This is a genomic window from Streptomyces soli, from assembly GCF_003999195.1.
In the GTDB taxonomy this organism is placed as follows: Bacteria; Actinomycetota; Actinomycetes; order Streptomycetales; family Streptomycetaceae; genus Actinacidiphila; species Actinacidiphila soli.
This window is the reverse complement of the sequence record NZ_RJVR01000293.1, coordinates 41,021-54,988: the sequence shown is the minus strand read 5'-3', so window position 1 is coordinate 54,988 and position 13,968 is coordinate 41,021. Positions and strand designations below refer to the sequence as shown.

11 protein-coding genes are annotated in these 13,968 nt (G+C 72.2%); 5 read left to right on the top strand and 6 right to left on the bottom strand.

The window, feature by feature from the left end; genetic code table 11:
- Positions 1–43 precede the first annotated feature (43 nt).
- The 3 genes from EFK10_RS32640 (at position 44) to sepH (ending at position 4,085) form a co-directional block, all read left to right on the top strand.
- Positions 44–1,315 carry an MFS transporter gene (locus EFK10_RS32640; RefSeq protein ID WP_127359269.1) on the top strand — a complete coding sequence of 424 codons (1,272 nt, stop codon included), beginning with the start codon at positions 44–46 and terminating at the stop codon, positions 1,313–1,315.
- Positions 1,257–2,594: a D-arabinono-1,4-lactone oxidase gene (locus EFK10_RS32635; protein ID WP_127359268.1), complete on the top strand. Its 1,338-nt coding sequence runs from the start codon at positions 1,257–1,259 to the stop codon at positions 2,592–2,594. Before EFK10_RS32640 ends, EFK10_RS32635 begins: the two co-directional genes overlap by 59 nt.
- 360 nt (positions 2,595–2,954) lie before the next feature.
- The gene (gene sepH / locus EFK10_RS32630) at positions 2,955–4,085 is read left to right on the top strand and encodes a septation protein SepH (RefSeq protein WP_127359267.1); all 1,131 of its coding nucleotides are present in this window, start codon (positions 2,955–2,957) and stop codon (positions 4,083–4,085) included.
- Between the two features lie 701 nt (positions 4,086–4,786).
- Here the strand turns inward: sepH and EFK10_RS32625 are convergent.
- A complete protein-coding gene (locus EFK10_RS32625) occupies positions 4,787–5,623 on the bottom strand; it encodes a sulfurtransferase (protein ID WP_127359266.1) in 837 nt (278 codons plus the stop codon).
- 213 nt (positions 5,624–5,836) lie between these two features.
- Here EFK10_RS32625 and EFK10_RS32620 point away from each other — a divergent pair, with 213 nt between their 5' ends.
- Positions 5,837–6,610 carry a VOC family protein gene (locus EFK10_RS32620; RefSeq protein WP_127359265.1) on the top strand — a complete coding sequence of 258 codons (774 nt, stop codon included), beginning with the start codon at positions 5,837–5,839 and terminating at the stop codon, positions 6,608–6,610.
- Here the strand turns inward: EFK10_RS32620 and EFK10_RS32615 are convergent.
- The 4 genes from EFK10_RS32615 to EFK10_RS32600 all read right to left on the bottom strand — a co-directional run bounded on the left by EFK10_RS32615 (position 6,604) and on the right by EFK10_RS32600 (position 12,276).
- Positions 6,604–7,251: a thymidine kinase gene (locus tag EFK10_RS32615; RefSeq protein ID WP_127359264.1), complete on the bottom strand. Its 648-nt coding sequence runs from the start codon at positions 7,249–7,251 to the stop codon at positions 6,604–6,606. The genes EFK10_RS32620 and EFK10_RS32615 overlap by 7 nt on opposite strands.
- 38 nt (positions 7,252–7,289) lie before the next feature.
- Entirely contained in the window at positions 7,290–8,474 is a 1,185-nt protein-coding gene (locus EFK10_RS32610) for an alkaline phosphatase family protein (RefSeq protein WP_127359263.1), read from the bottom strand.
- On the bottom strand, positions 8,474–9,070 hold the full coding sequence (locus EFK10_RS32605) for a DUF5998 family protein (RefSeq protein WP_127359262.1): 597 nt from the start codon (positions 9,068–9,070) through the stop codon (positions 8,474–8,476). Before EFK10_RS32605 ends, EFK10_RS32610 begins: the two co-directional genes overlap by 1 nt.
- A 473-nt stretch (positions 9,071–9,543) precedes the next feature.
- Complete coding sequence (locus EFK10_RS32600; RefSeq protein WP_127359261.1) at positions 9,544–12,276, bottom strand: bifunctional acetate--CoA ligase family protein/GNAT family N-acetyltransferase; 2,733 nt, start codon at positions 12,274–12,276, stop codon at positions 9,544–9,546.
- Between the two features lie 110 nt (positions 12,277–12,386).
- Here EFK10_RS32600 and EFK10_RS32595 point away from each other — a divergent pair, with 110 nt between their 5' ends.
- The gene (locus EFK10_RS32595; RefSeq protein ID WP_127359260.1) at positions 12,387–12,668 is read left to right on the top strand and encodes an HPr family phosphocarrier protein; all 282 of its coding nucleotides are present in this window, start codon (positions 12,387–12,389) and stop codon (positions 12,666–12,668) included.
- 215 nt (positions 12,669–12,883) lie between these two features.
- Here the strand turns inward: EFK10_RS32595 and EFK10_RS32590 are convergent, their stop codons facing one another.
- Positions 12,884–13,576, bottom strand: coding sequence for a GntR family transcriptional regulator (locus EFK10_RS32590; protein ID WP_127359259.1), 693 nt, complete (start codon positions 13,574–13,576; stop codon positions 12,884–12,886).
- Positions 13,577–13,968 lie beyond the last annotated feature (392 nt).

Here is a 13,968-nt window from a genome sequence, read left to right as displayed (position 1 = left end):
CTACATTCCTGACCAACTTCGGCAACGCCGCTGTGGAGACCCCTTGCCCAGCCCCTACCGCGCGATCTTCGCCGCCCCCGGCACCAGGGGCTTCTCCGCCGCCGGGTTCGTCGGGCGGATGCCGATGTCCATGCTTGGTATCGGCATCGTGACGATGATCTCCCAGGTCACCGGCCGCTACAGCCTCGCCGGCGGGCTGGCCGCGGTGTTCGCGCTGACCGAGGCGGCGGCCGGCCCGCAGATCTCCCGCCTGGTCGACCGCTACGGGCAGCGGCGCGTGCTGCGCCCGGCGGCGGCGGTCACCGTGGCGGGCGTCGCCGGGCTGCTGGCGTGCGTACGGGCCGGGGCACCGGACTGGACGTTCTTCGCCTGCACCGTGGTCGCGGGCTCCAGCACGCCGACCATGGGTGCGCTGGTGCGGGCCCGCTGGGCGGCGATCCACGGGGGCTCGCCGGAGCTGCTGCACACGGCGTACGCCCTCGAGTCGGTCGTGGACGAGATCTGCTTCATCATCGGCCCGATCCTGTCCATCGGGCTGTGCACGGTCTGGTTCCCGGAAGCCGGCCCGCTGCTCGCCGCGCTGTTCCTCGCCGCGGGCGCGTATCTGCTCGCCGCCCAGCGCTCGACCGAGCCGCCCCCGCATCCGCGCGGGCCGCACTCCGGCGGCTCGGCGCTGAGCTCGCGCGGGCTGCGGGTGCTGGTGCTCACGTTCGTAGCGACCGGGACGATCTTCGGGGCGGTCGATGTCGCCACGGTGGCCTTCGCCGCCGAGAGCGGTCACAAGGCGGCGGCCAGCCTGGTCCTGGCGACGTACGCGGCCGGATCGTGCACGGCGGGCGTCCTGTTCGGGCTGTTCCGCCCGAAGGGTCCGGCGGCTCTTAGGTTTTTGCTGGGCGTTTCCCTGATGGCGGTGAGTATGATCCCGCCACTACTGGTCGGAAACTTGCGGTTCCTGGCCGTGGCGCTGTTCGTCTCGGGCCTGACCGTCGCACCGACGTTGGCGACCGCGATGGGCCTGGTCGAGCAGCTGGTACCGCGCGCGAAGCTCACCGAGGGCATGACGTGGACGATCACCGGGCTGGCGGTCGGAGTGGCGCTGGGCGCCTCGCTGGCCGGGTCGGTGATCGACTCGGCCGGCGCCCGGGCGGCGTACGCGGTACCGGCTTCCGCAGCGGCGCTCGCCGCAGTGGTGGCCTTGCTGGGGTACCGCCGGCTCCGGCCGGTGCCGGAGCTGGAGCTGGAGGGGTCTCGCAGTGATGAGCAGCAGCACCACGAGCACGACGGGCACGACCGCCGGGAAGGCCGTATGGCGTAACTGGGCCGGGAACGTCGCCGCCCGGCCGCGTCGGGTCGTCTCCCCGGCCTCCGTGGACGAGCTGGCCACGGCGGTCGTCAAGGCCGGCGAGGACGGGCTGACCGCCAAGGCCGTGGGCACCGGACACTCCTTCACCGCTGCCGCCGCGACGGGCGGTGTGCTGATCCGGCCCGAGCGGCTCAGCGCGATACGCGCGATCGACCGCGCGGCGGGCACCGTCACCGTCGAGGCGGGCGTGCCGCTCAAGCAGCTCAACGCCGTCCTCGCCGCCGAGGGGCTGTCGCTGACCAACATGGGCGACATCATGGAGCAGACCGTCGCCGGCGCCACCAGCACCGGCACGCACGGCACCGGCCGCGACTCCGCCTCGATCGCCGCCCAGATCAAGGCACTTGAGCTGGTGATCGCCGACGGCTCGGTGCTCTCCTGCTCGGCGGACGAGAACGCCGACGTTTTCGCCGCCGCCCGGGTCGGCATCGGCGCGCTGGGCGTCCTCAGCGCGATCACCTTCGCCGTCGAGCCGCTGTTCCTGCTGACCGCGCGCGAGGAGCCGATGACCTTCGACCGGGTCGTCGGGGAGTTCGACCGGCTCGCCGCCGAGAACGAGCACTTCGAGTTCTACTGGTTCCCGCACACCGACGGCTGCAACACCAAGCGCAACAACCGCAGTCAGGGCCCCGCCGCCCCGGTCCCGGCCGTCCGTGGCTGGATCGACGACGAGCTGCTGTCCAACGGCCTCTTCCAGGCCGCCTGCGCGGTGGGCCGCGCCGTGCCGTCGGTCATCCCCGGGATCGCCCAGCTCAGCAGCCGTGCCCTGTCAGCGCGTACGTACACCGACATCCCGTACAAGGTCTTCACGCATCCCCGCCGGGTCCGCTTCGTCGAGATGGAGTTCGCGGTGCCGAGGGAGGCGGCGGTGGCGGTGCTGCGCGAACTCAAGGCTCTCGTCGAGTCCTCCGACTTCCGCATCAGCTTCCCGGTCGAGGTCCGGATCGCCCCGGCCGACGACATCGCCCTCTCGACGGCGTCGGGTCGCGACAGCGCGTACGTCGCCGTGCACATGTATCGCGGCACGCGCTACCAGGAGTACTTCACGGCGGTCGAGAAGATCATGACCGCCCATGAGGGGCGTCCGCACTGGGGCAAGATCCACACACGGGACGCGGCGTATCTGGCGGGTGTGTATCCGCGCTTCGGCGAATTCACCGCCCTGCGGGACCGGCTCGACCCCGTGCGGCTGTTCGCCAACGACTACCTGCGGCGGATCCTCGGCGAGTAACGGGGCGCCGGGCCGACACTCCTTCCGTTCGCTCCACTTTCGAGTGACGTGTGAAGATCGCCCACTCAACTCCCTTGAGACGGGAGAAGTTCGGCGGCGCGGCGGCCCACCCGCGTGGCCCAAATGGAGTACTGTGACAAATCCTGGCTCCGGGAACCTTCCGGTTGCCCGGGCATGGGAGGGAACCCGAGTCGGCGCTCGTGACGCTGGGTGATTCGGTTGGTCACGCAGAGTTGCAAATAGGTAACCGTGCCATAACGGCGAGTCACGGCACATGCCCGACACGCCGGGAAACTCAGCAAGGTTGTGGCAGGCTGCACCCGGGCAGGTCACACTCGTCCATCGGGAGCAGCGACGCACGTGACGTCGGCAGGCACCACCCGGGAGGTAACCGTGCCCGAACTGCGTGTCGTGGCCGTCAGCAACGACGGCACACGACTGGTGCTCAAGGCTGCCGACAGCACGGAATACACGCTTCCCATCGATGAGCGGCTGCGCGCCGCCGTGCGCAACGACCGGGCACGGCTGGGCCAGATCGAGATCGAGGTCGAGAGCCACCTTCGTCCGCGCGACATCCAGGCGCGGATACGAGCCGGTGCCTCCGCCGAGGAGGTCGCACAGCTCGGCGGCATCTCCGTGGAGCGGGTCCGTCGCTTCGAGGGGCCGGTGCTCGCCGAGCGGGCCTTCATGGCCGAGCGGGCGCGCAAGACGCCGGTACGTCGCCAGGGCGAGAGCACCGGACCACAGCTCGGCGAGGCCGTCGCGGAGCGGCTGCTGCTGCGCGGCGCCGAGAAGGACACCGTCCTGTGGGATTCGTGGCGGCGCGACGACGGCACCTGGGAAGTGCTGCTGGTCTACCGGGTGGCCGGTGAGCCGCATTCGGCGAGCTGGACGTACGACCCGCCGCGGCGGCTCGTCCAGGCCGTCGACGACGAGGCTCGCGCCCTGATCGGCGAGACCACGCCCGACACGCAGGAGCCGAGCTTCCCCTTCGTGCCGAGGATCGCCCGGCTTCCGCGGGACCGTCCGCTCGACCGTGCGATGGACCGCCAGCTCGGCGGACCCGACCGGCCCGCGCCCTCCACTCCGGAAGAGCGCGGTGCGGCGTCCGCGTCTGCGTCTGCCTCCGGGGTGGTCTCTGCGGAGGACGAGCGCGACTCGCTCACCAGCCTGCTCGAGGCTGTGCCGAGCTTCCGCGGCGACATGGTCGTGCCGGCGTCGGCCACCGCGCCGGACGTGGTGCCGGGAGCCGAGCCCGGTGAGGACGACGAGTCCGTCGAGGACGCGCCTGCGGCCCCGGCCGCCAGTGCTGGGGCCGGTTCGGCCTACGCCGACGTCCTCATGCCGCGTGCCGTCGCCGGCCACCGCGACCGCCTCGTCGGCACCACGGACCGCCAGGCGGAGGCGGACGGGGTCCGCCCGGGTCGGCGTGCGACGGTGCCGAGTTGGGACGAGATCGTCTTCGGCTCGCGCCGCAAGAAGCAGGAGTAGTCGGCGAGGGTTCCGCTGCGGCGCTGTTGCGCCTGCGGCGGGCTCCTCCCACCCTCCCCCAGCCTTCGGCCGGGGGACTCCCATCTCGCTTCGCTCGCCCCTTCGCCCAACAGTTGGCTTCTGGCCTGTCGTGGGTGGCTGATCACCGTCGGCGACTGCACCGCCCTCCCGGGTCGGGGGTAGGCCGTCCGTCCAGCAGTTGGCTCTGGCCTCTTGTGAGGCTGATCTCCGTCGGCGACTGCACCCAACCTGGTTGGGGATAGACCGCCCTCCCCCGCTAGATCCGTACTTCGCGGGTGGCTGATTCAGGTGAACCGGGCCGCTCCCGGAAGCTACGGCGCGATCGGATTCAATCGACATTCATGCTTCCTCACACCGACTCGATACACGTCGATCACCCGACCCGTCACACTCGGTCGCGCACTCCCGGGGAAACCAACTGAACGGGTGACCCGCGAAGTACGAAGCCAGACACTCGGTGGAGGTCCTCCCCCAGGCCGAAAGGCTGGTGGGGGTCCCCCCAGACGGAGTCTGGGGGAGAGTGCCCCCAAGGCGAGCGAAGCGAGGTGGGGGTCCCCCCTCGCGAAGCTGAGGGAGAGGGCCGGCCCAACCCGGCCACGGACACGAGGCCGCCTACGCACCCCCGGCCACTCGCTTTCGGGGTGCGGCCGTTGCCGGGTGGCCAACCCGCCATGGCGGGCTCAGCCGGGCTGGGAGCCCGTTGCTACGGGGCGGTTCGGGTCGGAGGACCAGTCACTCCAGGAGCCGATGTACAGCCCAGCAGGAATGCCCGCGACTGCGAGGGCGAGCACCTCGTGGGCGCCGGAGACGCCGGAGCCGCAGTAGACGCCGACCTCGGCGTCGGGGGCGGCGCCCAGGTCGGCGAAGCGGAGCGCGAGCGCGTCGGCGGGGAGGAAGTGGCCGTCGGGGGCGAGGTTGTCGACGGTGGGGGCGCTGATGGCACCGGGGATGTGGCCGCCGACGGGGTCGATGGGCTCGAGGTCGCCGCGGTAGCGCTCGGCGGCGCGGGCGTCGAGGAGGACGCCGCGGCGGGCGAGGGCGGCGGCGTCATCGGCGGAGAGCAGCGGGAGGGCGCCGGGGGCGGGGGTGAAGTCGCCCGGGGCGGGGGCGGGGGTGTCCTTGGCGAGGTCGTGGCCGGCGGCGAGCCATGCGGGGAGGCCGCCGTCGAGAACGCGGACGCGGTCGTGGCCTGCCCAGCGGAGCAGCCACCAGGCGCGGGCGGCGGCCCAGCCGAGGCCGCCGTCGTAGACGACGACGTCACGCCCGGCGCCGACCCCCGCGCGCCGCATCGCGGCGGTGAAGACCTCCAGGCCGGGCAGCGGATGCCGGCCCCCGGCCCCGGGCGCGCCGGCGAGTTCGGAGTCGAGGTCGACATAGACCGCGCCGGGGAGGTGGCCGGCATCGTAGTCCGAGCGGCCGGGCGGGCCGCCGAGCTGCCAGCGGACGTCCAGCAGGACGGGCGCTGAAGGGCCGGACAGTTCGCTCGCCAGCTCGGCGACGTTGATGATGGGATGCATACGTCCATTGTGGGCGCCCGGAGGACAACCTTTGGCGGATTGTCACTGCACGGCAACGGTCGCGAAATGGACCGGAAATGCCAAATCGGGCATTCTCCTGCGGGAACACGGTGATTGCGGCGCGGCCGGAGCGCGCGCCGCACCAGGTGGTGGAAGCATCGGCTCTGGCACCTCCCCCCACAGCCCCGTGCGCTGCTCCCCAGGAGAGAACCGATGACCGAGGTACCGACCCGCCGCCCCCCTGGCGCACCGTGCTGGGTCAGCCTGCTCGCGCACAATCTGGAAGCGACCCAGGACTTCTACGGCCAGCTGTTCGGCTGGGAGTTCGAGTCCGCGCCGCAGCCCTTCGGTCCGTACGCACGGGCCACCCTGAACGGCCGCGGTGTGGCCGGGATCGGCGGCATGCCCAGGGACCGGCATCTGCCGATCGCCTGGACGACCTACTTCGGCACCGACGACGCCGACATGACGGCAGAGCTGATCAGGGGCTGCGGGGGCACGGTCGGCGTCGGGCCGCTGGACGCGGACGACGCGGGGCGGATGGCGATCGCCTCCGATCCGCTGGGCGCGGTGTTCGGGATCTGGCAGCCGCTGCGGTACACCGGCGTCGAGGTGCTGGGCGAGCCGGGGTCACTGGCCTGGAACGAGCTGATCACCCGGGAGACTTCGACCGTGGGGAAGTTCTACGCGGCGGTCTTCGGCTTCGATACGGAGGCCGTGGTGTCCGCCAACTTCGACTACCTCACCCTCCACCTTCAGGGGCAGCCGGTGGCCGGGATTCACGGCGTGGGCCAGGCGCTGCCGCGCGACCGGGGCGCGTACTGGATGACGTACTTCGCGGTGGCCGACACCGATGCCGCCGTCCGGCACGTCGCCGAGCTGGGCGGCCGTGTGGTGCGCGGGGCGCGCGATTCGGCCTACGGGCGGCTGGCCACGGTGGCCGATCCCGAGGGCGCGGTCTTCACCGTGATCCGTACGGCTCACTGACCGATCGGCAGGACGTCCGGGGAGATCGCGGCCGCGCGGGCCGTGGCGGCGGTCATACGGCGGATGTGGTGCCGGCGGCACAGCACCTCGTAACCCACCTCGCCGCCCTGGCCGTTGACGTCGCCGACGACGACCTGCTCGCCCTCGACGACCATCACCCCATCCACCGTACGGCCGTTGTGGGTGGCGCGGGCGCCGCACCAGCACAGGGCCTCGACCTGGAGGACCTCGACGCGGTCGGCCATTTCGACCAGGCGGCGGGAGCCGGGGAAGAGCTTGGTGCGGAAGTCGGTGGTGATGCCGAAGGCGAAGACGTCCAGGCGGAGATCGTCGACGATGCGGGCGAGCTGGTCTATCTGGTCGGGGGTGAAGAACTGGGCCTCGTCGACGAGTACGTAGTCGGCGCGGCCGCCGCCGGAGAGGTGGGCGACGAGGTAGGCGTAGAAGTCGAAGTCGTCGGTGGCCTCGACGGCCTTGGTCTCCAGGCCGAGGCGGGAGGACAGGACGCCTTCGCCGGCCCGGTCGTTGCGGGTGAAGATCATGCCTTCCAGGCCCCGGGCGGAGCGGTTGTGCTCGATCTGGAGAGCGAGGGTGCTCTTTCCGCAGTCCATGGTTCCGGAGAAGAACACGAGCTCGGGCATGAGGTGGCAACGGCCTTTCGGGCGGGCGGCGATGAGGTTCAGGAGCGTACTTCGAGCAGCGGGACGAGCTGCTCCCCGGGGGCCATCGAGCCGTGCAGGCCCACCATGGAGGACTCCCCCGGCTCCGTGCGGGTGGCGACGATCGCGATGTCGTCGCGGGCCACGGCGACGACATCGCCGATCCGGCCCCGTACCCGCTCGTCGACGACCGGGCCGAACCAACCGGCCTCGATCGCCTCGTCCCGGGTGGCGACCCACATCTGCTCGCCCAGGACCTCGCTCCAGACGGTGTGCACGTCGGTGGCGGCACCCGGCACCGCGTAGACGTGGCGGGCGCGGGCCTCGCCGCCAAGGATGGCGACGCCGGCGCTCAGCTCCCAGTCCTCGTCGAAGTCGATCCGCGACTCGGGGTCGAAGGGGATGTCGATCATGCCGTGATCGGCGGTAATGTACAGCGCGGAGCGCGGCGGCAGCTGCTCGGCGAGGCGCTGCGCGAGCCGGTCGGCCATCATCAGCTGGCCGCGCCAGGCGTCGGAGTCGACGCCGTGGCGGTGGCCCATGGAGTCGAGTTCGCTGTAGTACGTGTAGACCAGCGCGCGGTCGGCGGCGGCGAGCCGGTCGGCGGCGAAGTCCATCCGCTCGTCGCCGGTGAGGCGGCCGTGGAAGCTGCCGCCGCTGAGGGCGATCTTGGTGAGCGGGGTGTGCTGGAAGGTCGGCGAGGTGACCTGGCAGGTCTCGATCCCGGCGGCTTCCGCGAGCTGGAAGACGGTCGGGTACGGCTGCCACTTGTGCGGGTCGGTCCAGGGCTGCCAGCGCAGCTGGTTCATCAGTGCGCCGCTGTCCGGGTCCAGCACGGTGTACCCGGCGAGGCCGTGCGCGCCGGGCGGCAGGCCGGTGCCGACGGAGGCGAGCGAGGTCGCGGTGGTGGACGGGAAGCCGGCGGTGAGGGGCTGCCCGGTGCGGTTCAGCGATGTGCCGAGGAGGGAGTTGAGGAACGGCGCCTCGTCTGGGTGCGCACGCAGCAGCTCCCAGCCCATGCCGTCGACCAGCAAGACGCACACCCGGTCGGCGGGAGGCAGGTCGAGGCCGGTCGGCGGGCCGGTGGTCACGCCGAGGCCGGCGCTGACGGCGGGCAGCACGTCGCTCAGGGAGGCCGTGCCGTAGCGCGGGGCGGGGGCGGCGCGGGGATCCAGCGGTTCGTAGGCCGGTGCGGGCTGGATCATCAGCCGGCGGAGGCAGGGGTCGCCGCGGTGGCCTCGGACAGCGCCTGCGCGAAGGCCAGCGTCTGGCGGACGGTCTCCGGGCCGTCGCCCGCCTCGCTCACGCGGAGGCTGAGGTCGTCGGCGGTGGAGGAGCCGGTGTAGCCGTGGTCCGCCTCGCAGTTGGGGTCACCACAGGCCGCGGGCTCCAGGTCGAGGCGGCTGACGGCGCCCCAGCCGATCGTCAGCACGACCTCGCGCGGCAGCGTGCCGGGGGTGTACGACTCCGGGTTGGCGACGACGCGGCTCAGCACCACCGAGGAGATCCTGGCGAGCTTCACGGACTCGGTGGAGGTGGTGGCGTAAGGCGACGGGGACGTGTCGTCGGCGGCCTGCTCGTCGGTGTGGCTGACGATGAAGCGGGTGGAGGTGAGCACCAGGACCGTGACATGCCGGCGTACTTCGTTGGCGTCGAACGTCGTCTCCTGATGCACCAGGTACGACGCAACCGGCTCCCCGCCGACCGCCGCCTCCACGGCCTCGGCCACGAGGGTCGGGTAGTAGCCGCTGCGCTCGATCGCCGCGCGCAGCCCCTGGGTCGTCGTACCGGTCTTCGCCATGCGCACCATCCTAGTGCGGCCCGCGCCCCCAGCCGCGCGCCGTGCGTCGGCCTCCCGCCCGCCGGGGGCTCCGCCCCCTGCCCCCCGTGCCCGAGGGCTCCGCGCCGGGTGCCTTTCTTTCCACCGGGTTGTGGGAGAACGTTACACAAGGCGAGCGAAGCGAGGCGGGGGCACCTCCCAGACGGAGTCCAGGGGTGGGGGCACTCTCCCCCAACCTTCGGTCGGGGGGTGCCCCCACCAGCCTTCGGCCGGTGGGGGTACCCCCGGCGAAGCCAGGGGGAGGACCCCCACCCAAAGGAAGCTTTGGGGGAGGCTCGCACAACCCGGCCACGGACGCGAGGCCGTCGACGCACCCTCGGACACCCACCGTCGGGGCCGTCGCCGGGTGCGGGCGGGTTGGGCCAATCTCCCCCAGCTAGACGCTGGGAGGTGCCCCCACGGGCGGCCTACTACCCCCAACCCGGTTGGTTTGATCAGAAGGAGGACAGGGCCCGCGGCCCTAGGTCCGTGCGGGCGGGCGGCCTCGCCAAGCGCACCGTCGCGCCCAGGACCGCGAGGCCCCGGGTGGCGACGACGACGGGCTCGAGGTCCACGGAGACGACCTCGGGGAGGTCGTCGGCGAGCAGGGAGACGCGGAGCAGAAGCTCCTCAAGGGCGTCGGTGTCGACGGGGTCGGAGCCGCGCCAGCCGAAAAGGAGGGGGGCAGCTTTGATGGAGCGGACCAGCTCGGCGGCGTCGCGGTCGGTGGCGGGGACGAGGCGGTGGGCCATGTCGCCGAGGAGCTCGGAGGGGGCCCCGGCGAGGCCGAAGGAGAGCACCGCGCCGGCGGCGGGGTCCACCGTGGCGCGGACGACCGTGTCCACGCCGCGCGGAGCCATCGGCTGGACGACGAGCCGCAGCTCCTCGGGCTTGCCAAGGCGGGCGGTGAGCTCGTCGTAGGCGCGGCGCAGATCGTTCTCGTCAGCCAGGTCGAGACGTACGCCGCCGAGGTCGGCCCGGTGCCGCAGGTGGGGGGCGGTGGTCTTGAGGGCCACGGGATAGCCGAGGCGGCGGGCGGCGTGGGTGGCGGCGGCGATGTCGGGGGCGGGGAGGGCGGCGCGTACGGCGATGCCGTACCGGCCGAGGAGGGCGGCGGCCGCGGTGTCGTCCAGGGTGAGCTGCTCCTCCCCCGCCCCGCTGATCAGCCGGGCCACGTCCTGCTGGGCGGCGCCCTCCTGGGCGTCCTCGAACTCCGGTACGCGGCCCGGCTGCCCGGACTCCCGGCGCCACTTGGCGTACGCCGCCGCCTCCGCGAGGGCCCGGGCGGCCCGTTCGGCGGCGGGGTAGGCGGGGATACGGGCGCCGGTGCCGTCCGCGGCCGCGAGGCGTGCGGCCATGGCCTCCAGGGCGAGGTGGACGACGACGAACGGTTTCGCGGCGGACGCCTCGGCCGCCGCCTGGCGGAGCGCGGCGGCCAGCGCCGGGTCGTCGCCCGATTCGGGGTCGGAGACGTCCTCGGAGCCGACCCGGGGGATGGCGGTGACGACGACGGCGTCGGAGGCCGGGTCGGCGAGGGCGTCGGCCAGGGCGGCGCGGAAGTCGCCTGGGCCGGCGAGGGTGGTGAGGTCGAGCGGGGCGGCGGGGGCCAGGCCCGCGGTGAGGCAGGCGTCGTACGTCAGCAGGCCGAGGGATTCGGAGTTGCCCAGGATCGCGATGCGGTCGCCGGCCTCACCGGCCTCGCCCACCGGGAGCGGCTGGGAGGACAGCAGCAGCCCGACGTCGGCCAGCTCGGTGACGGTGTCCACGCGGATCACGCCGGCCTGCCGGAAGAGCGCGGAGACCGTGCTGTCGGGGATCCGCCCGGGCGCGACCAGCTGGCCGGGCGGGACGGCCCCGGAGTGACGGGCGCCCTTGACGACGACGACCGGCTTGGCGACGGCGGTCCGCCGGGCGAGGCGGTTGAACTTGCGCGGGTTGCCGATGGTTTCGAGGTACATCAGCACGACATCGGTGGACGGGTCGTCGTGCCAGTACTGGAGGATGTCGTTGCCGGAGACGTCCGCGCGGTTGCCCGCCGAGACGAAGGACGACAGCCCGGCGCCGCGCCGGTGCAGGCCGCTCAAAACGGCGATGCCGATCGCGCCGGACTGGGTGAACAGGCCGAGCCTCCCGGTGGCGGGCAGTTCGGGCGAGAGCGACGCGTTGAGCCGTACGGCGGGCGAGGTGTTGAGGATGCCGAGCGCGTTGGGGCCGATGACCCGCATGCCGTACGAGCGGGCCTGCCGTACGAGCGCGCGCTGCCGTTCGCGGCCTTCCGGGCCGGACTCGGCGTAGCCGGAGGTGACCACGAGCAGGCCCTGCACGCCGTGTTCGCCGCAGTCGGCGACGGCCTCGGGGACCCGCTCGGCGGGCACGGCGATGACCGCGAGGTCGACGGGCTCGGGGATCTCGGAGATCGAGCCGTAGGCGGGGACGGCGTCGACGGTGCCCTGGTCGTCCGGGAAGGAGTGGTTGACGGCGTGCAGCCGACCCGTGAAGCCGGCGGCGGCGATGTTGCGCAGCAGCGTGCGGCCGACCCCGCCGGGGCGGCGGCCCGCGCCGATCACGACGACCGACTGCGGGGCGAGCAGCCGCTGCACGGAGCGGGCCTCGGCGCGCTGCTCGCGAGCCCGCATGACGGCGAGGGAGGCGTCCGTGGGTTCCAGGTCGAGTTCGAGGCGTACGACGCCGTCGGTGAAGCTGCGCTGCTGGGTGTAGCCGGCGTCCGTGAAGACCTTGATCATCTTGCGGTTGGCGGGCAGCACCTCGGCGATGAAGCGGCGGATCCCGCGTTCCCTGGCGACCGCCGCGATGTGCTCCATCAGCGCCGAGGCGACCCCCCGGCCCTGGTGCGCGTCCTGGACCAGGAAGGCGACTTCGGCCTGGCCCTCCTCCGTACGGTCGTAGCGGACGGTCGCGATGAACTCGCCGCCGACGGTGGCCGCCAGGCCGACCCGGTCGTCGTAGTCGTGGTGGGTGAAGCGGTGCACGTCCCGGTCGGACAGGCGGGGGTACGGCGCGAAGAAGCGGTAGTACTTGGACTCGTCCGAGACCTGCTCGTAGAAGCTGACCAGCCGCTCAGCGTCGTCCGAGGTGATCGGGCGGACGTGGGCGATGCCGCCGTCGCGGAGCACGACGTCCGCCTCCCAGTGCACCGGGTAGGGCCGCGCCGACGGCGGAGTGGTCATGGGGCCAGCGTAAGGGGACGTACCGGAACAGTGCGACGATATGAGAAGACCAGTCTCCCACTCGTGGGAGACTGGTCTAGACAACTTGGAACGACCCGGAGGGCAACACCATGGCTGAGCGCCACGTCACCGTCGGCTGGCCGGAGGGCCTGCACGCACGTCCCGCTTCGATCTTCGTCCGCGCGGTGACGGGCCTCGGCGTCCCCGTGACGATCGCCAAGCCCGGCGGCAACCCCGCCAACGCCGCGTCCATGCTGGCCGTCCTCGGCCTCGGTGCGCACGGCGGCGAGGAGATCGTGCTGGCCTCCGACGCCGAGGGCGCCGACGCGGCCCTCGACCAGCTCGCCGAGCTCGTCACCAAGGGGCTCGACGAGCTCCCGGAGACCGTCTGACCCGGTCTCCCCGGCAACAGAGGCGGGGCCGCGTAAATCCGGTGGATTTACGCGGCCCCGCCTCTTCGTCATTCGGCGCAGGATTCAGCGCACGGCGCAACAGAATTACGGACGCGAATAGCGCGAACACAATTCCCCCAGTTGTATACGGCACTTCTGTTAAACGCGGCCGCTCGGCGTGTGTACGCCATGTTTCCAATTCCTCACCGCGCTTGTCAGCGCGCCGACGCGCCCCGCGCGACCCGTTCCGGACGCCGCAGCCGGTGTGCCCCGGCCGACCGCTCCACATGCCCGGCGGCCAATTTGCGGGCCCGCTCGGCGTCCCCGCGCGCCACCGCGTCCACGATCGCCCCGTGCTCCTCCCAGGACTCCACGGCACGCCCCGGCGAGTCGACCGCGTACACCCAGGCGATCTTGTGCCGCAGCTGTGTGAGCAGCGCGACCAGCGTCGGACTGCCGGATGCCTGGGCCAGCGTCTCGTGGAACCAGCCGTCCAGCGACGGCAGATCCGACAACTGCCCCTGCAGGGAACGCTCCTGCCCCAGCCGGACCAGCCCGCGCAGCACCTTGATGTGCGCCTCCGTGCGGCGCTGGGCGGCACGCGCCGCACCCAGCGGCTCCAGCACGCCACGGATCTCCAGCAGGTCGGCCGCCTCCTGGTCGGTGGGCTCGGCGACGGACGCCCCGGCGTGTCTGCGTGTGCGTACGAACCCCTCGGACTCCAGCGTCCGCAGCGCTTCGCGCACCGGGACCCGCGACACCCCGTACCGCTTGGCCAGCAGCTCCTCGGTCAGCCGGCCACCCGGTGAATAGAAGCCGCTGATGATGTCGTCACGGATCGCCGTGCACACCGCTTGGGCGGAAATACGACGCCCCGCGCCGCCCGTCCCGTTCACATCCGATCCCACATCGCCGGTCCCTTCATTTCCCCGTCCGGATTAATCGCCGCGTAACGCAGGTCTAGACGTTTCTTCGGCGACTCTATTCCAACACGACCGGGATTCCGAGGGCAGCCCCTAATTCGACGAGTATTTTCGGACACACGAAGGCCCCGGCGGGTGGGGGGCCGCCGAGGCCTTCGTTGTGGGGGGAGGATCGCAGGAGCGTCATCCCCAGGCTCACGCCCTGCGGGGACTCGGCGATCGTTGCTCCGGTGCCGCGTGCTGCGGCTGCTTCTGCCGGACAACGAGCGATGACGCTAGCCGCGACCTGCGCCGGTAACCAAAAAAATCGGACCATTTGTGCCGTATGCCACACCGGCCCCGCCGGGCCTGGTCTCCCCCACCCCTCCCTTCCCCTC